The 23,477-nt window shown below is 65.9% G+C and carries 22 protein-coding genes, 10 tRNA genes and 1 other RNA gene; 8 read left to right on the forward strand and 25 right to left on the reverse strand.

What is annotated here, in order from left to right; all coding sequences use genetic code 11:
- The first annotated feature begins 53 nt into the window (after nucleotides 1-53).
- A tRNA-Ser gene (locus tag IU514_RS06105) sits at nucleotides 54-146 on the forward strand.
- Nucleotides 147-213: 67 nt separating this feature from the next.
- Nucleotides 214-310: signal recognition particle sRNA small type (ffs, locus tag IU514_RS06110), an RNA gene on the forward strand.
- Between the two features lie 203 nt (nucleotides 311-513).
- On the opposite strand, the gene IU514_RS06115 is transcribed toward ffs, so the two are convergent.
- The 7 genes from IU514_RS06115 to IU514_RS06145 form a co-directional block, all read right to left on the reverse strand.
- On the reverse strand, nucleotides 514-1,512 hold the full coding sequence (locus tag IU514_RS06115) for a YncE family protein (protein WP_228760526.1): 999 nt from the start codon (nucleotides 1,510-1,512) through the stop codon (nucleotides 514-516).
- A 28-nt stretch (nucleotides 1,513-1,540) separates the two neighbouring features.
- Nucleotides 1,541-1,963, reverse strand: coding sequence for a molybdenum cofactor biosynthesis protein MoaE (locus IU514_RS06120; RefSeq protein ID WP_194930203.1), 423 nt, complete (start codon nucleotides 1,961-1,963; stop codon nucleotides 1,541-1,543).
- A 155-nt stretch (nucleotides 1,964-2,118) separates the two neighbouring features.
- Nucleotides 2,119-2,358 (reverse strand): molybdopterin converting factor subunit 1, encoded by a 240-nt coding sequence (moaD, locus tag IU514_RS06125; protein WP_228760527.1) that lies wholly within the window; start codon nucleotides 2,356-2,358, stop codon nucleotides 2,119-2,121.
- Nucleotides 2,358-2,846, reverse strand: coding sequence for a cyclic pyranopterin monophosphate synthase MoaC (gene moaC / locus IU514_RS06130; RefSeq protein WP_194930205.1), 489 nt, complete (start codon nucleotides 2,844-2,846; stop codon nucleotides 2,358-2,360). Before moaC ends, moaD begins: the two co-directional genes overlap by 1 nt.
- Nucleotides 2,847-3,869 (reverse strand): GTP 3',8-cyclase MoaA, encoded by a 1,023-nt coding sequence (gene moaA, locus IU514_RS06135; RefSeq protein WP_194930206.1) that lies wholly within the window; start codon nucleotides 3,867-3,869, stop codon nucleotides 2,847-2,849.
- Nucleotides 3,866-4,624 (reverse strand): MBL fold metallo-hydrolase, encoded by a 759-nt coding sequence (locus tag IU514_RS06140; RefSeq protein WP_194930207.1) that lies wholly within the window; start codon nucleotides 4,622-4,624, stop codon nucleotides 3,866-3,868. Before IU514_RS06140 ends, moaA begins: the two co-directional genes overlap by 4 nt.
- Before the next feature lies 1 nt (nucleotide 4,625).
- Nucleotides 4,626-5,375 carry a 3-deoxy-D-manno-octulosonic acid kinase gene (locus tag IU514_RS06145; protein ID WP_194930208.1) on the reverse strand — a complete coding sequence of 250 codons (750 nt, stop codon included), beginning with the start codon at nucleotides 5,373-5,375 and terminating at the stop codon, nucleotides 4,626-4,628.
- Between the two features lie 192 nt (nucleotides 5,376-5,567).
- Here IU514_RS06145 and IU514_RS06150 point away from each other — a divergent pair, with 192 nt between their 5' ends.
- Nucleotides 5,568-6,656 carry a glycosyltransferase family 9 protein gene (locus IU514_RS06150; protein WP_194930209.1) on the forward strand — a complete coding sequence of 363 codons (1,089 nt, stop codon included), beginning with the start codon at nucleotides 5,568-5,570 and terminating at the stop codon, nucleotides 6,654-6,656.
- A gap of 90 nt (nucleotides 6,657-6,746) precedes the next feature.
- Here IU514_RS06150 and IU514_RS06155 read toward each other — a convergent pair whose 3' ends face one another.
- Nucleotides 6,747-7,154, reverse strand: coding sequence for a DUF6165 family protein (locus tag IU514_RS06155; protein WP_194930210.1), 408 nt, complete (start codon nucleotides 7,152-7,154; stop codon nucleotides 6,747-6,749).
- Between the two features lie 99 nt (nucleotides 7,155-7,253).
- On the opposite strand from IU514_RS06155, the gene IU514_RS06160 reads away from it, so the two are divergent.
- Nucleotides 7,254-7,344: transfer RNA gene (locus tag IU514_RS06160), tRNA-Ser, on the forward strand.
- Between the two features lie 231 nt (nucleotides 7,345-7,575).
- Entirely contained in the window at nucleotides 7,576-8,283 is a 708-nt protein-coding gene (locus tag IU514_RS06165; protein WP_194930211.1) for a PP2C family protein-serine/threonine phosphatase, read from the forward strand.
- 37 nt (nucleotides 8,284-8,320) lie between these two features.
- Here IU514_RS06165 and dnaQ read toward each other — a convergent pair whose 3' ends face one another.
- The 3 genes from dnaQ to IU514_RS06180 are packed head-to-tail and all read right to left on the reverse strand — an operon-like array spanning nucleotide 8,321 to nucleotide 10,267.
- Nucleotides 8,321-9,055 carry a DNA polymerase III subunit epsilon gene (gene dnaQ / locus IU514_RS06170; RefSeq protein WP_194930212.1) on the reverse strand — a complete coding sequence of 245 codons (735 nt, stop codon included), beginning with the start codon at nucleotides 9,053-9,055 and terminating at the stop codon, nucleotides 8,321-8,323.
- A gap of 31 nt (nucleotides 9,056-9,086) precedes the next feature.
- Nucleotides 9,087-9,542 (reverse strand): ribonuclease HI, encoded by a 456-nt coding sequence (rnhA, locus tag IU514_RS06175; RefSeq protein WP_194930213.1) that lies wholly within the window; start codon nucleotides 9,540-9,542, stop codon nucleotides 9,087-9,089.
- Nucleotides 9,543-9,553: 11 nt separating this feature from the next.
- Entirely contained in the window at nucleotides 9,554-10,267 is a 714-nt protein-coding gene (locus tag IU514_RS06180; protein ID WP_194930214.1) for a methyltransferase domain-containing protein, read from the reverse strand.
- A 76-nt stretch (nucleotides 10,268-10,343) separates the two neighbouring features.
- Here IU514_RS06180 and gloB point away from each other — a divergent pair, with 76 nt between their 5' ends.
- From gloB to IU514_RS06195, 3 genes are all read left to right on the forward strand, one after another.
- The gene (gene gloB / locus IU514_RS06185; protein ID WP_194930215.1) at nucleotides 10,344-11,120 is read left to right on the forward strand and encodes a hydroxyacylglutathione hydrolase; all 777 of its coding nucleotides are present in this window, start codon (nucleotides 10,344-10,346) and stop codon (nucleotides 11,118-11,120) included.
- On the forward strand, nucleotides 11,117-12,280 hold the full coding sequence (locus IU514_RS06190) for a lytic transglycosylase domain-containing protein (protein ID WP_228760528.1): 1,164 nt from the start codon (nucleotides 11,117-11,119) through the stop codon (nucleotides 12,278-12,280). The genes gloB and IU514_RS06190 overlap by 4 nt, the downstream gene beginning before the upstream one ends.
- Before the next feature lie 101 nt (nucleotides 12,281-12,381).
- Nucleotides 12,382-13,176, forward strand: a complete 795-nt coding sequence (locus IU514_RS06195) for an enoyl-ACP reductase FabI (protein WP_194930216.1) — start codon at nucleotides 12,382-12,384, stop codon at nucleotides 13,174-13,176.
- A gap of 87 nt (nucleotides 13,177-13,263) precedes the next feature.
- On the opposite strand, the gene IU514_RS06200 is transcribed toward IU514_RS06195, so the two are convergent.
- The 14 genes from IU514_RS06200 to IU514_RS06265 form a co-directional block, all read right to left on the reverse strand.
- The gene (locus IU514_RS06200) at nucleotides 13,264-15,243 is read right to left on the reverse strand and encodes a peptidylprolyl isomerase (protein WP_194930217.1); all 1,980 of its coding nucleotides are present in this window, start codon (nucleotides 15,241-15,243) and stop codon (nucleotides 13,264-13,266) included.
- Between the two features lie 166 nt (nucleotides 15,244-15,409).
- Nucleotides 15,410-15,486, reverse strand: a tRNA-Asp gene (locus IU514_RS06205).
- Nucleotides 15,487-15,586: 100 nt separating this feature from the next.
- Nucleotides 15,587-15,663: transfer RNA gene (locus tag IU514_RS06210), tRNA-Asp, on the reverse strand.
- A gap of 40 nt (nucleotides 15,664-15,703) precedes the next feature.
- Nucleotides 15,704-15,778, reverse strand: a tRNA-Val gene (locus tag IU514_RS06215).
- 61 nt (nucleotides 15,779-15,839) lie between these two features.
- The gene (locus tag IU514_RS06220; protein WP_228760529.1) at nucleotides 15,840-16,127 is read right to left on the reverse strand and encodes an HU family DNA-binding protein; all 288 of its coding nucleotides are present in this window, start codon (nucleotides 16,125-16,127) and stop codon (nucleotides 15,840-15,842) included.
- A 211-nt stretch (nucleotides 16,128-16,338) separates the two neighbouring features.
- Nucleotides 16,339-18,765 carry an endopeptidase La gene (gene lon / locus IU514_RS06225; protein WP_194930219.1) on the reverse strand — a complete coding sequence of 809 codons (2,427 nt, stop codon included), beginning with the start codon at nucleotides 18,763-18,765 and terminating at the stop codon, nucleotides 16,339-16,341.
- Between the two features lie 217 nt (nucleotides 18,766-18,982).
- Nucleotides 18,983-20,269, reverse strand: a complete 1,287-nt coding sequence (gene clpX / locus IU514_RS06230; protein WP_194930220.1) for an ATP-dependent Clp protease ATP-binding subunit ClpX — start codon at nucleotides 20,267-20,269, stop codon at nucleotides 18,983-18,985.
- A gap of 153 nt (nucleotides 20,270-20,422) precedes the next feature.
- Nucleotides 20,423-21,049 (reverse strand): ATP-dependent Clp endopeptidase proteolytic subunit ClpP, encoded by a 627-nt coding sequence (clpP, locus tag IU514_RS06235; protein ID WP_194930221.1) that lies wholly within the window; start codon nucleotides 21,047-21,049, stop codon nucleotides 20,423-20,425.
- Between the two features lie 139 nt (nucleotides 21,050-21,188).
- The gene (gene tig, locus IU514_RS06240) at nucleotides 21,189-22,490 is read right to left on the reverse strand and encodes a trigger factor (protein WP_194930222.1); all 1,302 of its coding nucleotides are present in this window, start codon (nucleotides 22,488-22,490) and stop codon (nucleotides 21,189-21,191) included.
- A 313-nt stretch (nucleotides 22,491-22,803) separates the two neighbouring features.
- Nucleotides 22,804-22,888, reverse strand: a tRNA-Leu gene (locus tag IU514_RS06245).
- An 81-nt stretch (nucleotides 22,889-22,969) separates the two neighbouring features.
- A tRNA-Lys gene (locus tag IU514_RS06250) sits at nucleotides 22,970-23,045 on the reverse strand.
- A gap of 53 nt (nucleotides 23,046-23,098) precedes the next feature.
- Nucleotides 23,099-23,175, reverse strand: a tRNA-His gene (locus IU514_RS06255).
- Nucleotides 23,176-23,201: 26 nt separating this feature from the next.
- Nucleotides 23,202-23,278, reverse strand: a tRNA-Arg gene (locus IU514_RS06260).
- A 62-nt stretch (nucleotides 23,279-23,340) separates the two neighbouring features.
- Nucleotides 23,341-23,417 (reverse strand) — tRNA-Pro (locus IU514_RS06265).
- Nucleotides 23,418-23,477: the final 60 nt, after the last annotated feature.

The following is a 23,477-nucleotide window of genomic DNA, read 5'->3' on the forward strand; positions in this document are numbered from 1 at the left end:
TTCGACCCTGGAAACGGCCGGATGCCGCGTTCAGGGCTGCAAGCCCCAGGTGCGGAGAGGTGTCCGAGTGGTTGAAGGAGCACGCCTGGAAAGTGTGTAAGCGTCTAAACCGCGCTTCGGGGGTTCGAATCCCCCTCTCTCCGCCAGCTTCGTCTTGCACGACAAGGCCCCGCCCGCAACGCGGGGCTTTTGATGAAAAAGTCCATGGTGGCCCCGTCGGCCCCTCGCGACGCTAGGTCGAAAACCCCGCCAGGGCCGGAAGGCAGCAACGGTATCGACTGACGCGGGTGCCGAGGTCAGCCGGCGGGGCCGCCGCCTTTTTGGGGCTCCGCCCCAAACGGCCCACGATTCGCTGCGCGAATCCCGGGTCCCGCTATGTACTTCCGAACCCCGCGGCTTCGCCGCGCCCCCTTACCAAGGGGGCTCTCCTCCAGCAGGTTTGCTGGCGAATTGCATGCATTCAACTTGGCTGCGCCGCGTTTGGGCTTGAGGAGCCTGACTTCGCAGGACGCATCACTCCACGATCGCAAGCGCGTCCGGTTCGCGGCCGGTGGTCCAGCGGTCGATGACTTTCCACGTCGCGGTGTCGATCACCGCGATCTCGTCGCCGCCGCTGATCGCGACATACACGCGCGGCCGCTCCGGATCGGCGATCACGCCGATCGGCAGTGCAGCGCGTCCAAGCAGGGTTTCCCGATATTCCACGCCAGCACGCGCCAGCGGGATCGCCCGCTCCACCCGTTTGCGTTCGGCATCGATCACGGAGAGCGTTGCCGCACGGGCATTCGTTGCCAGCGCGGTGCCACCGTCCGCCGTGAACACGACACGGATCGGGAAGCCTGGGCTTTGGAGCGTATGCAGTACCTTCAACGTTGCAGGATCGTGCACCGTGATGGTGCCGGCCTCGCGATTGCTGACCCACACCTCGCCATGTCCTGGTCGCACCGCCACGCCCTCGGCGCCCGCGCCGGCGGCGACTTCGTGCGTCTTGCGCAGCGCGCGCAGATCGATGCGGCTCACTGTGCCGGCGTCGATCTTGGTGACGTAGGCGAACCGTCCATCCTCGGAAACGGCCACCATGTGCCCGCGCCCTTCACCCAGGTCGATGGCCGAATCGACGCGTCCGGCCGCGATGTCCACGACTAGCAGCTTGTGCGAGGCCTCGGTGGTCACGACGGCGCGCCGGGTTCCGGGCACGAAACGCATCCCGTGTGGGCGGCCGTGCTCGCCCAGGTCGAGCGTCCGCGTCTTGTTCGAGTCCAGCTCGCGCACGCTAATGGTGTTGCCGGGCGAACCGGCGCCGTAATTGCTGACCAGTGCCGTGCGGCCATCGGCACTGACGACGATCTCGTGCGGCCCCTGCCCCGTCGCGAACTCGCCGAGCTTGCGGCCATCCTGCGTCGACAGGCGCCAGACGGTATCGGCCGACTTGTTGCCGACCAGCAGTTCGACGGCCTGCGCTCCAGGCGCCAGCAGCATCAGCGACAACACCAGGAAAGCCGGACGGATCATCGAGGCAGCTCCTTGCTCGGTTTGGACGTCAGCGCGAGTCCGGGTGCAGCCAGCCGGCGTCGCCGTCGGCGTACTGCTCGTGCTTCCAGATCGGCACCCGCGCCTTCACCTCGTCGATGATGTAGCGGCAGGCCGCGAACGCGGCGTCGCGATGGGCGGCGCTGACGCCGACCCAGACCGCCAGCTCGCCGATCGCAAGATCGCCGATGCGGTGTACGCAATGCGCATCGACGATCGCGAACCTGTCCATCGCCTCGTCCAGGATGCGCTGCCCTTCGGCCTCCGCCAAGGCGACGTACGCTTCGTAGCGCAGCCCTCCGACGGCACGGTTCTCATTGTGATTGCGCACCCAGCCTTCGAAACTGGCGTAGCCGCCGACGCGGTCGTCGAGCAGTTGCGCGCGCAGGGTTGCGGTGTCGAACGGGGTTTCGGAAAGGCTGAAGCGTTTCATCGGTTCGATTTTCGCATCATCGGACGCAAGTGGCATTCGCGGTTGAAACCGCTGCCTTCCATGGCGATGCCTCATCGGCTCCGGAAGATCCGGCCCGGCCATCCATGGCCGGGCGTTCGCTGGTGCGCGAGCCCGTGGCTCGCGAGCGCACGCGCTCACCCCCCGCTCACGGGGGGAATGAAGGCAATCTCGCTGCCGCTTCGCACGGCGTCGTCCCAGCGCGCGAACTCGCCGTCGACCGCCACGCGCAGCCGATCCTGCGGCAGCGCGAAGCCATGGCGGGCACGCAAGGCTTCGTAGAGCGCACGCAGGTCGCCGCCGGCCTCCACGGTTTCGCTGGCGACACCGGCGGCATCGCGCAAGCTGGCGAAATACAACACGGTGATCAGCGCCATCACGCGGCTCCAAAGTCGTGGCGTCCGCCACGCTTGCCGAGCAGTTTGGCCGGGCCGATGACGATGCGGTGCGACAGGGCCTTGCACATGTCGTAAACGGTCAGCGCGGCAACAGTGGCGCCGGTCAACGCCTCCATTTCCACGCCGGTGCGATGCGTGGTCTTGACCGCGCATTCGATGCGCAGCGAGTTCTCGCCATCCCAGTCGATGCCGACGCGGCACCCGTCGATGGGCAAGGGATGACAGAACGGGATCAGTTCGTGGGTGCGCTTCACCGCCATGGTCGCGGCCACGATCGCGGTTTCAACGATGCCTCCCTTGGCGCTTTTGAGCCCGCTGGCGCGCAACTGCGTGGCAACGTCGGCAGGAAAGCGCACACGGCATTCGGCGCGCGCCTCGCGCGCGGTGACGGCCTTCGCCGACACATCGACCATGGCCGGCCGCCCTGCGGGATCAAGGTGGGTCAGCTTCTTTGCTCGTGTCTTCATTCAACCGCCAATCAAGTACATCTCGACGTGCTTGCGGGGCGCGGACGCGGCTCCGCGCACTTCGCTGTAGCGGTCGCCGCGGCGCGCCCAGATCGCGGCTACGCGATCTCCCAGCGCGGCCTCGCCTTCCCCCAACGCCGCGCGCAGATCGTGGCCGTCGGCCGCGAACAGGCAGGTGTACACCTTGCCGTCGGCGGAGACGCGCGCGCGATGGCAATCGCCGCAGAACGGCTCGCTGACGGAGCTTACGAATCCGATCTCGCCCTGCCCGTCGGCGAAGGCGTAACGCGAGGCAACTTCACCGCGGTACTGCGCTTCCAGCGGCCGCAGCGGCCAGCGCGCGGCGATCCGGTCGCGCAGTTCGCGAGAAGGTACGACGCGTTCGCGGACCCAGCCATTGCAGGTGCCGACGTCCATGTATTCGATGAAGCGCACGATGTGGCCGCTGTCGCGAAAGCGCTCGACGAGCGGAAGCACCTGATCCTCGTTGATGCCGCGCTCGACCACGCAGTTGATCTTGATCGACTCGAATCCAGCGGCCTGCGCCGCATCGATCCCGGCGAGCACATCGGCGATGTCGCCACGGCCGCCGGACATCTCGCGAAAGCGCTGGGGATCCAGTGCATCCAGGCTGACCGTGATGCGACCGAGCCCGGCCTCGCGTAGCGCGCGCGCCTGCGCGGCCAGCAGCGAGCCATTCGTGGTCAGTGCAATGTCTTCCAGCCCCTGAATCGCGGCCAGACGGCGCACCAGGTCGGGCAGACGCTTGCGCAGCAGCGGCTCGCCGCCGGTCAGGCGCAGCTTGCGCACGCCCGCCCGCACGAAGCCGCGCACGAGCACCTCGATCTCGTCGAACGACAAGCGCTCCGCCGAATCAAACCCGTAGTCGTCCGGAACGCGGTCGGCCGGCATGCAATACGGACAGCGGAAGTTGCACGCCTCGATCACCGACAGGCGCAGGTCTCGCAGCGGGCGGCCGCGAAGATCGAGCGGGAGCGAAGGTAGCGCGGTCACGGCGCTCATGCCGCCTCCGATCTCGCCGCGGTGGGTTCGCTCAACGCCACGACCTCACCAGGATGTGCGACGCGATAGCCGCGCCCGGACAGCGTTTCGCCATCGTGCCGGTCGGCGTAGTGGTACAGCAGGCAGCGTTCGAGCAGTTCGCGCGGATATTCACGCTCCAGATCATCGATACCGCTGTGCGAAGGATTGCCATGCAGCGCGCAATCGTGGGCAACCAGTTCACCGGCATCGGCGAAGCGCGCCAGCGTTTCGGGGATCGGCCGCGTGTCGCCGGTCCACACCACACTGCCACGCAAACGCAGCCCATAGGCGGTTTCCGGCCAGTGATGCCGCGTGGGAAACACTTCCAGCCGCACGCCCTCGTGCCAGAACGAGACTCCGACCGGAATTACCTGGAATGCATCCCAGAAGTTCGCCCCGCCTTCAGCCAGCGTATTGGGATAGTCGCCGACGCGCTGGTGAAGCAGCGGCACGACCGTCGCCGGCACATATACCTTCATCTTGCCGCGGCGCGCCTCGTCGAAGTAATTCGACACGAATAGCCGCTCAAACCCGGCGACGTGGTCGAGATGCGTATGGGTGATGAACAACGCGTGCGGCGCCTTGCCGTAATGGGCGAGATAAGCGGTCAGGCCTTCGCCGCCGCAGTCGATCGTCAGCCACGGCGCGCCATCGCGCTCGATCGTCGCCATCGCCGAACCGAGCTCGACCGCCGACGCGTTGCCGACGCCGTGCAGACGCAGTTGCCAGCCCATCTCAGAACCCTCGTTGCCAGGCGCGATCGTACGCCTGGCGCAGCCTGGAGAAATCGCGCTCGATGTCCTCCATTGGGCGCCCGCCACGCAACTTCAACAGGGAACGCTTGAGCCTTGCCAGGTTGCGCTCCCGCCAGCCGGTGGCCGGGATCCGCAGCCGCCCCCGGTCCAGGTCGATGACCCAGCCGCGGCCGGTGGTGTCGAACAGCAGGTTATGGGCGTTGAGGTCAGCATGATCGAGGCCGGCCCGATGCATGCGTGCGATCAGCCGCCCGGCCTCCTCCCAAGGCGCGCCGTCGCCGGCGACCGCGGCCCGATCGGCCAGCGAACGCACGTCATTGAGACGCTCCAGCAGGATGGCCGCGTGATAATGCATGCCCTCGCGCCGGTAATAGGCGGCGATGGGCTTGGGTACCGGAACGCCCTTCTCGGCAACGGCTCGTGTCAGGCGGAACTCGGCGAAGCTGCGCGTTTCGCGCGCCCCGTGCCACCAGTAGCGATCGCGGCTGAAGCGCGCAACTATGCCGCCGCGCAGGTAGCGGCGTAGCAGCGTAGGACCAAAGGGCGCATCGACGAACCAGGCGCCACCGCGTCCTCCGCTTTCGACCGGACGAGCGCGTTCGCCCCAGAACGACGGCGAAAACCATTCCGGGTTCGCTTGCCGCACGCGGCCAAGGTCGAACAGAATCCCGCCATATCCGCTTTCGTCGCGGAAAGGCGTCAGTCCTTCGGTGGCGTCATACCCCGTCATTCCACGGAGTCTAGCAATTCACGTGCCCAGGAATCCGCTCTCATGTTTCGCATGGCCCTCGCTGGCGTTGCCCGCCCAGAGAGAGGGGGTGGATGTCTATCCACGACCGAACGATGACGCTCTCCTTCGGACGGGCAGCGCCTGCCCGAAGGGTGTCTGGCCCATGGGCCAGACACGAGGGGCGTGCGCAGCATGAAGACGGATTCCTCATCAGCTCAGTCCATCTGCCTGCTGCGCCTGTCCGCACTCGGCGACGTCACCCACGTCGTGCCGCTGGTGCACACGCTTCAGGCAGCCTGGCCGCAGTCCCGGCTGACCTGGATCATTGGCCGCGGCGAACATCGGCTGCTCGCCGGCCTGCCCGGCGTGGACTTCGTCGAGTACGACAAGAAGTCCGGCGTGGCCGGAATGCGAGCCCTGCGACGCGACCTTCGGGCGCGGCTCGCTCCGGGCAAGCGCTTCGACACGCTGCTGCAGATGCAGGTGGCCGCGCGCGCCAACCTGCTGTCGGCCTTCGTGCCCGCGCACCGGCGCGTCGGCTACGACCGCTCGCGCTCGAAGGACGGGCACGGGCTTTTCATCAATCAGCGCATCCCCGACCGGCCCGGCATCCATGTCCTGGACGCGATCGGCAGCTTCTGCGAACCGCTTGGCCTGCGCCAGACACAGGTGCGCTGGGACCTGACGGTCCCGGCCGACGCGCGCGAATGGGCGCGGGCACAATGGCCGGACGACGGCAAACCGACCCTGCTGATTTCGCCCTGTTCCAGCCACGTGCTGCGCAACTGGCGGGCGGAACGCTATGCAGCGGTCGCGGATCACGCGGCAGGCCGCGGCTGGCGTGTCGTGCTTTGCGGCGGCCGCAGCGAACTGGAGCGCAGCACGAGCGACGCGATCCTCGCGGCGATGACGCAACCGGCACTCGACCTGGTTGGCAAGGACACACTCAAACAGCTTCCTGCCCTGCTCGAACGTGGCCAGGTGCTGATGACGCCCGACTCGGGCCCGATGCACATCGCCAACGCGATGGGAACCAAGGTGCTGGGCCTGCATGCGGCCAGCAACCCGCACCGCAGCGGCCCCTACAGCGACCGCCGGTACTGCGCCGACCGCTACGACGATGCCGCGCGCCGTTACCTTGGGCGGCCGGCGTCGGAACTGCGCTGGGGCACCAAGATCGAGCACGAAGGCGTCATGGACCTGATCACCGTCGACGACGGCATCGCGGCATTCGAGCGTTACGTGTCCGATCACCCGTCCATGGACCACCGGAGTCGCTGACGGCCGCCGGGTTCACCTTCGTGGCACCGCTACCGGGCCTGGACCGTGCCGGTCACGGCGATGACGGCGGCGGCGCTGGCGTTTGCCGTCTTACGGGGCAGCGCCGGTCCGATAGTCCTGATAGGACTTTTCCTCGACGTAAGCCGAGCCGAGGGCCAGGTTGATGTCCTTCTTGATGCGCGCGCGCTCGTCGTTCTCGAAGTAGACGCTTCGCGCGAGACGGACAAACTCCGCGTCGAACTCCTGCGCCTTTTCCTTGATGCGGATGTCGTCCTCGATCACCCAGAGGCGCTCATTCACTGTCTTCAGTTCGGCGCGCAGTCGGGCGATGTCCTTGCCGGCAGCCGGATGCGCCATCCAGGTCTTTTCCAGCGCGGACAGTTCGTTGCGGACATTGGTCAGCTTGGCGGGGTCGCTCATGCGCTCGGACTTGATCTGCAGGATCGCGATCTTGTCCAGCAGTTCGCCAAAGGACACCGGGACCAGGATTTCGGACATGGGAAGCCGCTTCGTTCAGGGGGACGACAGTGTAGCCGTCGTACGCCATCTCTTGTCGTGACGGCCAGCTACCCGTATCATTGCCGGCTTGCTGCACCCGGAGAGGTGGCAGAGTGGTTGAATGTACCTGACTCGAAATCAGGCGTACGTTTATAGCGTACCGAGGGTTCGAATCCCTCCCTCTCCGCCAGTTTCATGAAAAGGGCCCCATGGGCCCTTTTTTCTTGCCCCGGATTTGTTCCGAGTCCGGAATTGGCTCGGGCGATGCCCAACCGTCGGCAAGAATCCCGCCCGTCTTGCGTCCCTGCATCCCAGTTTGTGACACCCGTTACAGGTCCGCCTTGCTTGACGGCCGCCCGGCCACGATGATTCCGTTATCCGGCATGAATAGCCCCGACGACGCGACCGCCCTGCTCGACACATGATCGAATTCGGACATCTGACGCACGTCGGCCTGCGACGCGAACTCAACGAAGACACCTATTACGGTGACAGCGAGTTGGGCTTGTGGCTGGTGGCCGACGGCATGGGCGGCCACGAGTATGGCGAGGTCGCCAGTGCGCTGGCGCGCGAAACGATCGTGCGCGAAGTCCGTGATGGCACGCCGCTTGCGCAGGCGATCCGGATCGCCGACGAAGAAATCATCCGCACCTCCAAGCGCCGCAACGATGCCCTGCCCATGGGCACCACGGTCGTCGCCGCGCGCATCGGAACAGGCAACCGGTTCGAGGTCGCCTGGGTCGGCGACAGCCGCGTGTACCTGTGGCGCGATGGCCACCTGGCCCAGCTGTCGCAGGATCACAGCTATGTGCAGGAACTGATCGCCAACGGCGCCATCACCCACGAGCAGGCGCGCAGCCACCCGCATCGCAACGTGGTGACCCAGGCACTGGGCGTCACCGATCCGCGCAACCTCAATGTCGAAACGATGACCGGCGAGCTCAAGCCGGGCATGCAGTTGCTGCTGTGCAGCGACGGCCTGACCGAGGAAGTCGACGATCGCAACATCGCCCGCGTGCTGGCGCACAGCGACTGCAGCGCACAGGAATGCGTGGACAGCCTGGTCGCGGCCGCGCTCGACGGCGGCGGCTCTGACAACGTCACGGTGATCCTGGTTCGCAGCCACTGACACGGCGACGCCGGCGCGCGGCCGGCCAGCCTCAAGCTCAGGCCAGCGCCATCTCCTCGGGCTCTTCCGCCGGGGTGTAGATATCCCACACGCATTTGCCGGCCTTCTTGCGCAGCTTTTCGAGCCGCGCCTCGTGCGCGGCGAGTTCGTCGGCCCCCACCAGCACGCGCGGGCGCGGTGCCGAGGCATCGGTGCGGAACCGCATGACTTCGACCTGGGCGCCCGCTTCCTCGATGCCGAAGCCGATCTCTTCCTGACCCGACGTCAGGCCGATGTAAACGTCCGCCAGCAGTTGGGCGTCGAGTAGCGCGCCATGCAACTGGCGGTGCGAGTTGTCCACGCCCAGGCGCTTGCACAGTGCATCGAGCGAGTTGCGCTGACCCGGGAAACGCTGGCGCGCCAGCAGCAGCGTGTCCTCGATCGTGCAGCGATCCTTCAGGCTGCCGTACTGCGGCCCCACCAGGCGCAACTCGTTGTCGAGGAAGCCGACGTCGAAGGCTGCGTTGTGGATGATCAGTTCGGCGCCGTCGATGAAGGCGACGAACTCGTCGACGACCTCGGCGAAGCGCGGCTTGTCGGCGAGGAACTCCAGCGTCAGGCCGGTGACTTCCTGTGCGCCCTGCTCGAAATCGCAATCGGGCTTGAGGTAGACATGGAACGTACGCCCGCTGGGGCGGCGCTCGATGTATTCGACGCAGCCGATTTCGACCACGCGGTTGCCGCGCTCCCAGCTCAGGCCGGTGGTTTCGGTATCGAGGATGATCTGACGCATCGTTGGATTCTTACAGGACTCGGTGGGAACGTCAGCGGGTGACGGCGGCGGTGCTGCGCAGGCGTACCGCCTGATTGCGGGCGAGCTGGTCGACGCGCTCGTTGTCAGGGTCGCCGGAATGCCCCTTCACCCATTTCCACTCGATCTTGTGGCGCTGGGAGGCCGCGTGCAGGCGTTCCCACAGGTCGCGGTTCTTGACCGGATCGCCCCCTGCCGTCTTCCAGCCGCGGCGCACCCAGTTGCCGATCCACTCGGTGATGCCCTGGCGGACGTATTGCGAGTCGGTGTGCAGGACCACCTCGCACGGCTCGCTGAGCGTCTCCAGCGCCATGATCGCGCCCATCAGCTCCATGCGGTTGTTGGTGGTGTCGGGCTCGCCGCCGGAGAGTTCGCGTTCTTTCCCCTTGTAGCGCAACAGCGCCGCCCAGCCGCCGGGGCCGGGATTGCCCAGGCAGGCGCCGTCGGTGTGGATGTCGACGGCTTTCATTTCGGATTTCGTCATCGGCGCATTATGGCCGTTGGCTGTCGCATCTGGTCGGACGACGCGGCGAGTGGCGCACGTCCGGCCTGCCAGCTCAGGCGTTTGAGCGGTGCAGGTGGGATTGCCGCGCGCACGCGCTTGCAAACCGACAGTGCGACCCCGGCCCGCAGCCGGTCTGCAGCGCCAATGCCGGCCTCGCCATGCGCCATGCGCCAGTGCGGCCCGAGCCATTGCAGGCTGACCGCCTCGCCGGCGAAACCCGCACGACGAAGGGCGGCCTGCCAGCGGCCCGGGTCGTGCCCACGCAAGCCGGTGCGCGCCCAGCGCGCGCGATAGGGACTCCAGGGGTTCAGGGCCGCCAGCCAGAGCAGCCCGCCCGGCGCCAGCACCCGCTCGCACTCGTCCAGCAAGGGCTGGGCGTCGATGTCGTCATCGAGCACGTGTTGCAGCATTACGGCCCCCAGCGACTCGCTGGCGAGGGGCAGCGGCAGTTGGCAGCGAATGGATCCATCGAATGCGCCCCCCCGCCTCCGCAGCAGTACGCCCCGGCGTCCGGCCAGCTCCGGCGGGGCCGCGCCCGGCAATCCGAACCAGGCCCAGGGCAGCGGCGGAGCGCTCTCCAGAACCCGCGCCATGGCCGCCACCTCAACTGCTAGCACGCCCTGCCCCGCCTCACTGCCAAACCAGGCCAGGGCGGGGGCGGGTTGACGGCCGTGGGCAAAGGCGGGCATCGTCGCGGCGTTTCCAGGTGGGCCCGGTCCCCCGGGCTGTTCTGATTCTGAGGGAAAGCCACAGGAGGGTCACGCGATGCCGTTATTGGCCCTGCCCGCTTTCAGCGACAACTACATCTGGGCGCTGGTCGGCGGCAACGGCCGGGCCGTCATCGTTGATCCGGGCGAAGCCGGCCCCGTGCTGGCCGCAGCCAACGACGGCCTCGAGCCTGCCGCCATCCTGCTGACGCACCACCATCACGACCACATCGGTGGCGTCGCGGAGCTGCGGGACCGTTGGCCGGCCCTCCCGGTGGTGGCTCCCCGCGACGACCGCATCACGACGGCAACGGTCAGGGTCGGCGAGGGCGAACTGGTCGAAGTCGCCGGCAGGTCTTTCGGCGTCATGGAAGTGCCGGGCCATACCCTCAGCCACATCGCCTATGCGCTCGACGACGGCCACGACAAGGTGCTGTTCAGCGGCGACACGCTGTTCAGCCTCGGCTGCGGGCGCCTCTTCGAAGGCAGCCCCGGCCAGATGCTGGATTCGTTGAGCAGGCTGGCCTCCCTTCCCGACGACACCCAGCTGTGCTGCGGCCACGAGTACACCCTGGCCAATGCGGCTTTCGCCCGGGCCGTCGAGCCGGACAACCAGGCCCTGCACCAGCGCACGGAACAGGCGCGAAACCTGCGCGAGCTGGGGCGGGCGACGCTTCCGACCACGCTCGGCGAGGAAAAGGCGGCCAACCCGTTCCTGCGCACCGATGCGCCGAGCGTGCTACGGACGCTGCGGGAACGGTTGGGACGCGAGCCGACGGATCGCGTCGAGGCCTTCGCCGAATTGCGGCGCTGGAAAGACGGGTTCGCCGCATGAAGTGCCAGTGGCTGGCCGCAACCGCCATGTGGCTCGCGCTGTCTGCGGCGTGCATGGCACAGACCCCGGCGGAAACCGGCGCATCCCCGACGACGCGCAACGGTCGCGAGATCTACGAGGAGTTCCGCAGCGGCTTGGCCGACCCGGAATGTGAGCCCGGCGCGACCAGTCCACGCTGGCGGCAGCATTTCGCCTCCGCGCCCAAGCGGATGGCCGCGGACAACGACGATCTGCTGCCACTGTTCGGCTACGTCGTCAGCGCACTGCGCGAGGCAAGCCTGCCGACCGAGTACGCATTGATTCCTTTCGTCGAAAGCGGCTATCGCCCCGGCGCGCGCAGCCCTTCCGGCCCGGCAGGCCTGTGGCAGATGATCGCGGTCACCGCGCGCGACCACGCCGTTCCGATCCGCAACGGCTACGACGGCCGGCTGTCGCCTATCGATTCGACACGGGCGGCCGTGCGCTATCTGAAGACCCTGCACGGCATGTTCGCCGGCGATTGGCGCCTGGCCGTGATGGCCTATAACGCAGGCGAGTACCGCGTGCTTGGCTCGCTCAAGCGCAGTGGCCAGAAGGCGCGCTCGGCCACGCCCGAACAGCTGGTCGGGTTGTCGGACATCACGCAGGCCTATGTGCGCAAGCTGCATGCCCTGTCGTGCCTGCTCGAACAGGCCGACGATCGCGAGGACTGGCTGCAGGCGCTGGACCGGCCGGTGCCGCGCCTGGAAGCATTGCCGGTGCCGGACGGCATCGACAGCATCGGCGAATGGGCCAGCCGGACTGGGCAGGACGCCGCGCAACTGCAGCGCTTCAACCCGGTATTCACCGATGGCCGTATCCGTCGCGCCAGTGGCCAGCCTCCGCGCCTGCTCGCGGTGCGGGCGGACATTGCGGTGGAGCGACAAACAGACGCCGCGTCCGCCATCCAGGCCGACGCAGCGGCCATCAGCACGGCGGTGCCGACCTCGGCCCGGCGCCATACCGTGGCACGCGGCGAGAGCGTCTCGACTATCGCGCGCCGCTACGGCATCCGCGTGGCGGATCTGCTGCAACGCAACGGCCTGCGCCCTGGCAGCGTGCTGCGGCCCGGACAAGCCTTGCTGATCGACCCGCTCGAGATCCTGGCCGACGGCATCCCCGCCAAGACCGGCACGCCGTAACCCTACGCTGCCGCATCGCAGCAACCGGCCGCGCTCGGCGGATACACTAGATCCTTTGCTCGACCGCGCCCGCGGTCACGACATCATCAGAGGAAGAGCCAATGGGTTTTCTGCAAGGCAAGCGTGCACTGATCACCGGCATCGCCAGCGAGCGTTCGATCGCCAGCGGCATCGCCGAGGCCATGCACCGCGAGGGCGCGCAACTGGCGTTCACCTACCAGAACGAGAAGCTCAAGTCGCGCGTCGAGTCGGCTGCCACCGAGTATGGAAGCGACATCGTGCTGCCGCTCGACGTCAGCGATGACGCGCAGATTGCCGCCTGCTTCGAACAACTCGGCCAGCGCTGGAACGACGGCTTCGACATCCTGGTGCATGCCATTGCCTACGCCCCGCGCGAAGCCATTGCAGGCCAGTACCTCGACGGCCTGACCCGCGAGAACTTCGCGATGGCCCATGACATCTCGGCGTATTCGCTGTCGGCGCTCGCCAAGGCCGCGCGCCCGCTGATGCAGGGCCGCAAGGGTTCGATCCTGACGTTGAGCTATCTCGGCGCCGAGCGTGCGTTGTCCAACTACAACGTCATGGGCGTCGCCAAGGCCAGCCTGGAGGCGTCTGTGCGCTACCTCGCGCTCAACCTCGGTCCGGAGGGCACCCGCGTCAATGCGATCTCGGCCGGTCCGATCCGCACGCTGGCCGCTTCGGGCATCGCCGGTTTCCGCAAGATCCTTGGCCACGTCGAAGACTATGCGCCGCTGCGTCGCAGTGTGACGATCGAGGATGTCGGCAATGTCGCCGCGTTCATGTGTTCCGACCTGGCCGCCGGTGTCACCGGCGAGGTCACCTACGTCGATGCCGGCTACAACATCCTCGGCATGACCGGCATCGATACGGAGTGATGCGAAGCATCCTCCTTCGATCAAGCTGAATAAGAAAAGGCCCGGTGGAAACCGGGCCTTTTTCTTTGCCTCATCAGCGGCGCACCGTCAGAGGTTGCGCTCGACCACGTTGATCTTCACGCGCTTGCGCATCGACTTCATCAGCGCTTCGGCATCGTCGGTACCGCCGACCTGCGCGACCTGCGCCGCCAGCATCTGACGCTGTCCCGGCGGCATCGTCGCCGCGTCGCCCGGGGTGACCTTGCTCACGGTGAACAGAACGATACCGCCGGTGCTGAGCACCGCCATGCCGGGCGACGCCTTGCCGGCAACGGGCGCCGGCACGGAGAAGAATGCCTCCGGCTGCGAAGGTTCCGGCACCGGCGCGCCACGCGGCACGCTGGTCACCTGCTGCGGCGGCGGCAATTGCTTCGATGCAGCGACGGCTTCCAGCGACTCGCCATTGCGCAGTCGCGCCAGCAGCGCCTCGGCCTCCTTGGTAGCCGCCTTGCGGGTGCGATCGGCGTGGATCGCGGCGACGACCTTCTCACGCACCTGCGCAAGCGGCTCCGCGCGCTCGGGCGTATGCGCGACGACACGGATCATGACGCTGTGGCCCGGCGCGATCTCGATGGGATCGCTGACGGTTCCATCCTGGATCAGGGTGTCGGAGAACGCGGCACGCAGCACGGCCGGCGTGGCTGCGATGCCCGGTGCGCCCTGGCGTGCGAACGGGCCCAGCTTCTGGACCGGCAGATTCACTCCGCGCGCAGCCGGAGCCAGCGAGGACGGATTCTTGTAAACCAGGTCGACGAGTCGGCTCGACAGGTCGTTGAATGCACGCTCGCGGTCGGCATCGGCCTGCTCGCGGGCAAGTGCTTCGCGGGCCTGCTCGAAGGTCTCCTGGCTGCCCGACTTCACCTCGCGCAACTGGATGACGTGCCAGCCGAACTCGGTCTTGACCGGTGCGCTGACCTCGCCCGCCTTCATTGCGAACAGGGCATTCTCGAACGGCCCGACCATCGTGCCCTTGCTGACCCAGCCCAGATCGCCACCGGCATCCTTGGAACCCGTGTCGTCGCTGCTGGCCTTGGCGAGTGCGGCGAAGTCGGCGCCCGGCGCCTTGGCCTGCGCGGCGAGCTGAGCGGCCTTCTGCTCGGCTGCCTTCTGTGCGGCCGCGTTCGCACCCTCATCCACGCGAACGAGGATGTGCGAGGCGAGGCGCTCTTCCTGCGCCACGAAACGGACCTTCTCCTTCTCGTAGCGCTGGCGCAGCGTGGCCTCGTCGGCAGCCGGCGGCGCCGGCATCGTCGCGCTGTTGAGTTCGACGTACTCGATCGCGACCGTTTCAGGTGCACGGAAATCGGCTGCGTGGCTGTCGTACCACTGCTTGATCTCGGCATCGCCGACCGGAGTTGCGTCTTCGGCGGGCGCCGGCAGGGCCAGCATGCTCACGTCGCGACGCTCGCCCATCAGGCGGATCAGGCGATCCATCTCGCCAGCCGTGAGGAAGTTGCTCGAGGCGATACCCGTGGGCACCAGCGCCTGCTGCAAACCGGAGCGCACCAGGTTCTCGAACTGGCGCGGCGTCTGCGCCGGCACCTGCGATGCCAGCGCCAGCTGGTAACGCTTGGGATCGAACTTGCCCTCGACCTGGAACGCCGGGATCTCCTGGATGGTCCGCACCACCATGGCATCGCTCACGCGCAGGCCGGCGCTGCTGGCCATCATCTGCTGGATGCGCTGGTCGATCAGGATGTCGAGGATCGCTCGCTTGTTTTCGACGCTCTCGAAAGCGCGCGCATCGAAGGCATCGCGCTGCTGCTCACGGGCACGCTGCCGCTCCTGCTCGAAACGGGTGCGGAACTCGTCGATCTCGATCTTGTCGTGGGCCCAGAACACGGACACCGGCCACCAGGACGGCGCCGACGACCACCACGACGGCGGGGCCGTGATCGTTGCGACCGAGGTGTCGGTCCGCTGGCCGAGGTATTGCTCGATGCCCACGAAGGCAAAGGGGACGATCAGCAGGCCAAGGATCACCGTGGCGATCCAGCCCGAGGTCTTGTCGCGAAGTTTCTGCAGCATGTCCGAAAGACGCGTCGATTCGAAGCGGGACAGTGTACGGTTCCGCCAGCGCGTTGTCGCGGCGGAACCAGAGAAAATGGGAGGCGGCCCGTACCGCGCCGAGCGCGTCGGCAGGGCTCCGCAGACAAAAAGAAAGGCGCCGTTGCCGGCGCCTTACAAAAACTAATGGCGGAGTGGACGGGACTCGAACCCGCGACCTCCGGCGTGACAGGCCAGCATTCTAACCGACTGAACTACCACTCCGCGCTTGAAACTCTGGCGTCGCGTACCCCGTAATCCGGGAGATGCGACGCCCTCATCTATTGTAAAACAAAGGCGCCGTTTCCGGCGCCTTTGGCGAAACTGGCGGAGTGGACGGGACTCGAACCCGCGACCTCCGGCGTGACAGGCCAGCATTCTAACCGACTGAACTACCACTCCGCGCTTCAAAAACCTTTCAAACAACCCACTGGGCGCTTGATGGTGGGTGCTGAGGGTTTCGAACCCCCGACCCTCTCCTTGTAAGGGAGACGCTCTACCGCTGAGCTAAGCACCCGTCTGTTGCCTGGTGCCTCTGCCGATTCCTTGGGTTACCCCAGTCCTCGGCGGCGAGTCGCTTAGTTTACGGCATCCTTGAGCGCCTTACCAGCCTTGAACGCCGGATTCTTCGAGGCCTCGATCTTGATCGTGTCGCCCGTCTTCGGGTTGCGGCCTTCGCGCGCGGCACGCGTGCGGACCTGGAAGGTACCGAAGCCGACCAGAGTGACGGTGTCGCCCTTCTTCAGCGCCTTGGTGATGGTGCTGATCATGGCATCCACCGCATTGGCTGCGTCGGTCTTCGTAAGCTCGGCGGCTTCAGCGACAGCAGCAACAAAATCGGCCTTATTCATTCGTATTGACTCCATGTGCGGGATTGATACCGCGGGTTGATATTCGGATCCGTCACGCGCATTGGCGAGCGTTCCGAGCGATTCTGCCGCGCTGCGCGCATGAAGGCGGCAGCGCGGTCGCGGTCGTTATACCAGCGGCATTTTTGAGGCGCAAGCCGGAAAGCCAGTATTCACGGGCTTTCCAGCGGTTTTTGCCATTCGCTTCGCCACCTTCGCGGCTTTGCGATCAGTGCTTGAAACCTGCCTCGGTTGCCGACTGCCCGTCTTCCCGAACCGGAATCTCGCCGCCCTGCGCAGGCGATGCGAGCGGCGTAAGCGGGCGCTCCAGTGCGATGTCGAGCACTTCGTCGATCCACTTGACCGGCACGATCTTCAAACCCTGCGTCACGCTCTTCGGCAGGTCGCTCAGGTCCTTCCTGTTTTCATCCGGAATGATGACCGTGCGGATCCCGCCGCGAAGCGCGGCCAGCAGCTTTTCCTTGAGGCCACCGATCGGCAGCACGCGGCCGCGCAGCGTGATCTCGCCGGTCATCGCCACATCTGCCTTCACCGGATTTTTGGTCAGCATCGAGACCAGCGCTGTCGCCATCGCGATGCCGGCACTCGGCCCGTCCTTCGGCGTCGCGCCCTCGGGCACATGCACGTGCACATCGTGCTTGGTCAGGAAGTCCAGATCGATGCCCAGCGATTCCGTGCGCGCACGCACCACCGACAGCGCCGCGGACGCGGACTCCTTCATCACGTCGCCCAGTTGCCCGGTGAGCAGCAATTGTCCCTTGCCCGGTACCAGCGTCGATTCGATCTGCAGCAGATCGCCTCCGACCTCAGTCCAGGCCAGACCGGTGACCAGCCCGACTTCGTTCTGCTCTTCGGCACGACCGAAGTCGAAGCGGCGCACGCCCAGGTACTTGTCGAGATTCTTGGAGGTGACGTTGACCATGCCCTCCTTGCCCTTCTTCTTCGGGCCCGCCAGCGCCAGTTCCTTCACCACCTTGCGGCAAATCTTGGAAACCTCGCGCTCGAGGCTGCGCACGCCAGACTCGCGCGTGTAGTAACGCACGATGTCGCGCACGGCGCTCTCCGCCACCTTCAACTCCTCCGGCTTGAGGCCGTTGGCTTTGATCTGCTTCGGCAGCAGGTAACGCATGGCGATATTGAGCTTCTCCTCCTCGGTGTAACCCGGGAGGCGGATCACTTCCATTCGGTCCAGCAGCGGCCCCGGAATGTTGAGCGAGTTCGAAGTCGCCACGAACATCACTTCGCTCAGGTCGAGATCGACCTCGAGGTAATGGTCGTTGAAGGAATTGTTCTGTTCCGGATCCAGCACTTCCAGCAGCGCCGAAGACGGATCGCCACGGAAGTCCATCGACATCTTGTCGATCTCGTCGAGCATGAACAACGCGTTCTTGCTGCCGACCTTGTTGAGGTTCTGCACGATGCGGCCCGGCATCGAACCCACGTACGTACGGCGATGGCCGCGGATCTCGGCTTCGTCACGCACGCCGCCGAGCGACATGCGCACGAACTTGCGGTTGGTGGCCTTCGCGATCGACTGGCCGAGCGAAGTCTTGCCGACGCCCGGCGGACCGACCAGGCACAGGATCGGCCCCTTCATCTGCTTCACGCGCGACTGCACCGCGAGGTATTCGAGGATGCGTTCCTTGACCTTCTCCAGGCCGAAATGATCGGCATCGAGCACGTCCTGGGCGGCCTTGAGGTCCTTGCGGACCTTGGTGCGCTTCTTCCACGGAACGCCTAGCAGCCAGTCGAGGTAGTTGCGCACGACCGCGGCTTCCGCCGACATCGGCGACATCTGCTTGAGCTTGTTGAGTTCGGCGCGCGCCTTCGTCTCCACCGGCTTGGGCATGCCCGCCTCGGCGATCTTGCGGGCGAGTTCGTCGATGTCGTTCGGCGCATCGTCGATCTCGCCCAGCTCCTTCTGGATCGCCTTCATCTGTTCGTTGAGGTAGTACTCGCGCTGGCTCTTCTCCATCTGCGACTTCACGCGGCCGCGGATGCGCTTCTCCAGCTGCTGCACATCGATCTCGCCGTCGACCAGCCCGACGAGCTGCTCCAGGCGCGCGCCAATGGCATGCGTCTCCAGCAGCTTCTGCTTGTCGCCGATGCGCACGCCGAGATGGGCGGCGATCGTGTCGGCGAGGCGGCCGGGCTCATCGATGCCCGACAGGGTCTGCATCAATTCGGGCGGCAGCTTGCGGTTGGTCTTGACGTACTGCTCGAACAGACTCATCAGCGAGCGCATGATCGCCTCGATCTCGCGCTGCTCGCGGTCGAACTCCGGCTCCACGACCTCGGCATGGCCTGCCAGCACGCCATCGCGCTCGGAGACCTTGCCGATCTTCACGCGGGCCACGCCCTCGACCAGCACCTTGATGGTTCCGTCGGGCAGCTTCAGCAACTGAAGCACCTGCGCCAGGGTGCCGACGTCGTACAGGTCGTCGGCACCGGGGTCGTCGGTTTCGGCCGAACGCTGGGCGACCAGCAGGATGCGCTTGTCAGACTCCATCGCGAGGTCGAGGGCGCGAATCGACTTGTCACGGCCGACGAACAGCGGGATGACCATGTGCGGGAACACGACGACGTCGCGCAGCGGCAGCACCGGCAGGTCCAGCGTTTCGGTGATATCGGTCATGGGGATGCTCCGGAAGACGGTGGTTCGGGCCCGGGGCCCGGAATGTCGCGGGCACGAGGCCCATGGCGTCGGTTATGGGGTCCGCCGAGAAAGGATGCAAGCGACCATCGGTTACGCCTCCGTATTCAGTCTATGGACGTATGAAAATCAGACACTTGAAACAAAACGGGCCGCCCTTTCGAGGCGGCCCGCAGGTTGCTGTTCAGGTTGTGCGCGATCAGTCGCCAGAAGCCACCTTCGGCGCCGCAGGCGGCGTCTGGTAGATCAGGTAGGGCTCGGTCTTGTGGTCGATGACCGACTCGTCCACCACGACCTTGCTGACGTTCTCCAGCGACGGCAGCTCGTACATCGTGTCGAGCAGAACCCCCTCGACGATGGTACGCAGGCCACGGGCTCCGGTCTTGCGCTTGAGCGCCTTGCGGGCGATGGCCGCGAGCGCGTCCTGGCGGAACTCGAGCTCCACGCCCTCCATCTCGAACAGCTTCTTGAACTGCTTGGTGATGGCGTTCTTGGGCTCGGTCAGGATCTTGACCAGTGCCGGCTCGTCCAGCTCTTCCAGGGTGGCGACCACCGGCAGGCGGCCGACGAACTCGGGGATCAGGCCGAACTTGATCAGGTCTTCAGGCTCGACATCCGCCAGCACCTTGCCGACATCGGACTTGCGCTCGGCGCTCTTGACCTTGGCGCCGAAGCCGATGCCGCCGGCCTCGGTGCTGCGCTGCTGGATGATCTTTTCCAGGCCTGCGAACGCGCCACCGACGATGAAGAGGATGTTGCGCGTGTCGACCTGCAGGAACTCCTGCTGCGGATGCTTGCGTCCGCCCTGCGGCGGCACGCTGGCGACGGTGCCCTCGATCAGCTTCAGCAGGGCCTGCTGCACGCCTTCGCCCGACACGTCGCGGGTAATCGACGGGTTGTCGCTCTTGCGCGAGATCTTGTCGATCTCATCGATATAGACGATGCCCTGCTGTGCCTTCTCGACGTCGTAGTCGCACTTCTGCAGCAGCTTCTGGATGATGTTCTCCACGTCCTCGCCGACATAGCCGGCTTCGGTCAGCGTGGTGGCATCGGCCATCGTGAAGGGCACGTTGAGCAGGCGCGCCAGCGTCTCGGCGAGCAGCGTCTTGCCCGAACCGGTCGGACCGACCAGCAGGATGTTCGACTTGGCGAGTTCGACGTCGTCGTTCTTCTGCCGGCTCTCGATGCGCTTGTAGTGGTTGTACACGGCGACCGCGAGCGTGCGCTTGGCGCGCTGCTGGCCGATCACGTACTGGTCCAGCACCTCGAGGATCTCGCGCGGCTTGGGCAGGTGGCTGCGAGCCGACTGCGCCTTCTCCTCGAGTTCCTCGCGGATGATGTCGTTGCACAGCTCGACGCATTCGTCGCAGATGAAGACGCTCGGGCCCGCGATGAGCTTGCGGACCTCGTGCTGGCTCTTCCCGCAGAACGAGCAATAGAGAATCTTGTTGCTGTCGGTGCTGCGGCCCTGTCGGTCGTCGCTCATTGCTTGTGCCCAAATGGTGCTGGTGTCGCGAACGCATCGTGAACAAACGCGTTCAGGTACTACGGCCCGAGAATAACACAGCGGTCCAGCCTGTCTGCAGGCCGGCCCGCCGGGCCAAAAGTCAATTAAAATCAATCAATTGCATGGCAACACTCAGGCCGACTGGATGGAATCTTCCGGTCGGCGTTCCAGCACCTGGTCGACCAGACCGTATTCGCGAGCCGCCTCGGCGCTCTTGAAGTTGTCGCGCTCGGTGTCCCGGGCGATGGTCTCGAGGGCCTGGCCGGTGTGCTTGGACAGCACCTCGTTGAGGCGCTGGCGCAGGGTCAGGATCTCGCGGGCATGGATGTCGATGTCCGTGGCCTGGCCCTGGAAGCCGCCCAGGGGCTGGTGGATCATCACCCGCGAGTTGGGCAGCGCATAGCGCTTGCCCTTGGCGCCGGCGGCCAGCAGGAGGGCACCCATCGAGGCGGCCTGGCCGACGCAGATGGTGCTCACGTCCGGCTTGATGTACTGCATGGTGTCGTAGATCGCCATGCCCGCCGTGACGATGCCGCCCGGCGAATTGATGTACAGGCTGATGTCCTTCTCAGGGTTCTCGGCTTCGAGGAACAGCATCTGCGCCACGATGACATTGGCGACGTGGTCGTCGATCGGCCCCACCAGGAAGATCACCCGTTCCTTCAGCAGGCGCGAGTAGATGTCATAGGCGCGCTCGCCGCGGCTGGTCTGTTCGACCACCATCGGCACGAGATTGAGGGCTTGGGTTCGGTTGTCCATCGGGCGGCACCTGGAAAGACTGTGGGCGCTATTGGATAGCGCGGTCCGCTCAAATTGGGGCCATCCGCGCCGGAGCGCAAGGGGCGGATGGCTCAGGATGCACCGCCGGTTGGCGGCGGTGCATCTGGCAACACCAGGATTACTGGCGGATCGCGTCGCTGAACGACAGCGCCTGCTCGGTGTGCTGGGCGCGCTCGGCGATCCAGTCGATCACCTGCTCTTCCATGACGCGCGCCTGCAGGCCGGACATCAGCTGCTGGTCGTTGCGATACAGCTCGATCACCTGCTGCGGCTCTTCGTAGGTCGAGGCGATCAGGTTGAGCGTTTCGGTGACACGGCGCGGATCCAGCATCAGCTGGTTGCGACGGGCGATTTCACCGACCAGCAGGCCAACCAGCACGCGCTTGCGGGCCGGGTCCATGAAACCCTGGTACGCATCGGCCGGGATCTCGCCGACCGCGCGACCCTGGCGACGGGCCTGCTCGAAGGTCTGGAAGGCCAGGTCGCGGGCTTCGTTCTCGACCAGCTTCGGCGGCATTTCGACGTGTGCGTAGGCAGCGATCAGCTGCTCGCCCACTTCGCGGCGCAGGCGGGTCATCAGCGCACCCTTGAGCTCGCGCTCGAGGTTGGAGCGGATGTCGGCGCGGAACTGGTCGGCATCGCCGCTGCGCACGCCGAAGCTCTTGATGAAACCGGCATCGACTTCCGGCAGCACCGGCTCGGACACCTTGGTCGCCTTCAGATGGACCTGGACCTTGCGGCCGGCGAACTGCGGCACGCGCCAATCGGCCGGGAACTCGACTTCGACCTGCTTCTCTTCGCCGGTCTTCATGCCGACCAGCGCCGACTCGATCGCCGGGAACATGGCACCGGAGCCGATCGCGGTGACACCGCGCTCGACGCCCTCGGCCGGCAGGCGCTCGTCGCCGATCTGCGACCAGGTTTCGATCTCGACCGCGTCACCGGCGGCGGCGGCGCGCTCGACCACGTTCCAGGTGCGGCGCTGCAGACGCAGGTTGTCGATCATCGCGTCGATGTCGGTGTCGCTGACTTCCGCGGTGTGGCGGATGACATTGAGCTTGGCCATGTCGATGTCGCCGAACTCCGGCACGACTTCGAACGTGGCGACATAGGCCAGCTCGCCTTCCGAGCCATCGGCCTGAACGATCTGCGGATTGCCGGCGATCTGCAGGGACTCCTGGCGCACGGCGTTGCTGAAACCTTCGCGCAGCATGCCATCCAGCGCTTCGGCGCGGACCTGCTGGCCGAACCGCTGCTCGATGACCTTGGCCGGCACTTTGCCAGGACGGAAGCCCTTGATCTTGGCGCCACGCGCGATCTCGCGCAGGCGACCACCGACCACCGCTTCCAGGCGATCCGCCGGGAGGCTGAAGGTCATACGGCGTTCGAGGTTTCCGAGCGATTCGACCGAAACTTGCATATCCACTCCTGCCACCACGGCGACCTGCCGCAGCACGATGTTGATGACCTGTCCGACCGCGGGCACGACACAACGTCGCCGGCCAGCGGAACGCAATAGTTTCGCTGATTACGGCCCGCGCCGCCAGCGCTGGAACCGAAGGTGGCTGAGGCTCGGGCGAGGTCTTTGCGGCTGCAAGCTGCCCCACTCGCCTGAACAGCCCGCGATGGTTTCGATGCGGCGGGCTACGGCTGAGGGCCGCCAGCCTTCAAATCAACAACGTCACTCGCGAGCGCTCGCTCGACACGGCCGGCTGCCACTCGCTGCGGAGGGCTGGTGCGAAAGGAGGGACTCGAACCCTCACGGGGTTACCCGCTGGAACCTAAATCCAGTGCGTCTACCAATTCCGCCACTTTCGCGAAGGGCACTGCGTGCGCCGGCATTCTAGGGCCGGCTCCGGAAAAGAAAAAAGCACCTGGCGAACCAGGTGCTTTCCGGATTGGTGGGCCGTCAAGGATTCGAACCTTGGACCTATTGATTAAGAGTCAACTGCTCTACCAACTGAGCTAACGGCCCGGAACAACTAGAAGCGAAACTATAACAATAAAAATCCGCTTCGCCAACATGTTTGGGGTGGCTGAGGGGACTCGAACCCCCGACAACTGGAATCACAATCCAGTACTCTAACCAACTGAGCTACAGCCACCGTAGAACACTTACTTCGCAACACCGTGGCGCGCCCGGCGGGACTCGAACCCACAACCACCGGCTTAGAAGGCCGGTGCTCTATCCGGTTGAGCTACGGGCGCCAGTCATCATCTTAACCGACGTACCGCAGATCTCCGCCTGATCGCTCTACCGAGGAACAGGATGGTCGGGGCAGAGGGATTCGAACCCACGACATCCAGCTCCCAAAGCTGGCGCTCTACCAGGCTGAGCTATACCCCGATCGAAACTCCGGGACTTCCGTTGCGCGCCAACGCCGCGAAAGGCCGACTAGTTTGGTGG

The sequence above is a fragment of the Lysobacter niastensis genome, from assembly GCF_015453285.1.
In the GTDB taxonomy this organism is placed as follows: Bacteria; Pseudomonadota; Gammaproteobacteria; order Xanthomonadales; family Xanthomonadaceae; genus Lysobacter_J; species Lysobacter_J niastensis.

Bases quoted from the DNA above. Each gene is read 5' to 3' on its own strand.
- IU514_RS06140 (WP_194930207.1), bottom strand. From the start codon at position 4,624: ATGGGCTGGCAACTGCGTCTGCACGGCGTCGGCAACGCGTCGGCGGTC.
- rnhA (WP_194930213.1), bottom strand. From the start codon at position 9,542: ATGAAAGCCGTCGACATCCACACCGACGGCGCCTGCCTGGGCAATCCC.
- dnaQ (WP_194930212.1), bottom strand. From the start codon at position 9,055: ATGCGTCAGATCATCCTCGATACCGAAACCACCGGCCTGAGCTGGGAG.
- IU514_RS06200 (WP_194930217.1), bottom strand. From the start codon at position 15,243: ATGCTGCAGAAACTTCGCGACAAGACCTCGGGCTGGATCGCCACGGTG.
- IU514_RS06155 (WP_194930210.1), bottom strand. From the start codon at position 7,154: ATGTCCGAAATCCTGGTCCCGGTGTCCTTTGGCGAACTGCTGGACAAG.
- IU514_RS06120 (WP_194930203.1), bottom strand. From the start codon at position 1,963: ATGAAACGCTTCAGCCTTTCCGAAACCCCGTTCGACACCGCAACCCTG.
- IU514_RS06115 (WP_228760526.1), bottom strand. From the start codon at position 1,512: ATGATCCGTCCGGCTTTCCTGGTGTTGTCGCTGATGCTGCTGGCGCCT.
- lon (WP_194930219.1), bottom strand. From the start codon at position 18,765: ATGACCGATATCACCGAAACGCTGGACCTGCCGGTGCTGCCGCTGCGC.
- clpX (WP_194930220.1), bottom strand. From the start codon at position 20,269: ATGAGCGACGACCGACAGGGCCGCAGCACCGACAGCAACAAGATTCTC.
- IU514_RS06195 (WP_194930216.1), top strand. From the start codon at position 12,382: ATGGGTTTTCTGCAAGGCAAGCGTGCACTGATCACCGGCATCGCCAGC.
- moaC (WP_194930205.1), bottom strand. From the start codon at position 2,846: ATGAAGACACGAGCAAAGAAGCTGACCCACCTTGATCCCGCAGGGCGG.
- IU514_RS06190 (WP_228760528.1), top strand. From the start codon at position 11,117: ATGAAGTGCCAGTGGCTGGCCGCAACCGCCATGTGGCTCGCGCTGTCT.
- moaD (WP_228760527.1), bottom strand. From the start codon at position 2,358: ATGGCGCTGATCACCGTGTTGTATTTCGCCAGCTTGCGCGATGCCGCC.
- IU514_RS06180 (WP_194930214.1), bottom strand. From the start codon at position 10,267: ATGCCCGCCTTTGCCCACGGCCGTCAACCCGCCCCCGCCCTGGCCTGG.
- clpP (WP_194930221.1), bottom strand. From the start codon at position 21,049: ATGGACAACCGAACCCAAGCCCTCAATCTCGTGCCGATGGTGGTCGAA.
- IU514_RS06165 (WP_194930211.1), top strand. From the start codon at position 7,576: ATGATCGAATTCGGACATCTGACGCACGTCGGCCTGCGACGCGAACTC.
- gloB (WP_194930215.1), top strand. From the start codon at position 10,344: ATGCCGTTATTGGCCCTGCCCGCTTTCAGCGACAACTACATCTGGGCG.
- IU514_RS06145 (WP_194930208.1), bottom strand. From the start codon at position 5,375: ATGACGGGGTATGACGCCACCGAAGGACTGACGCCTTTCCGCGACGAA.
- tig (WP_194930222.1), bottom strand. From the start codon at position 22,490: ATGCAAGTTTCGGTCGAATCGCTCGGAAACCTCGAACGCCGTATGACC.
- IU514_RS06150 (WP_194930209.1), top strand. From the start codon at position 5,568: ATGAAGACGGATTCCTCATCAGCTCAGTCCATCTGCCTGCTGCGCCTG.
- IU514_RS06220 (WP_228760529.1), bottom strand. From the start codon at position 16,127: ATGGAGTCAATACGAATGAATAAGGCCGATTTTGTTGCTGCTGTCGCT.
- moaA (WP_194930206.1), bottom strand. From the start codon at position 3,869: ATGAGCGCCGTGACCGCGCTACCTTCGCTCCCGCTCGATCTTCGCGGC.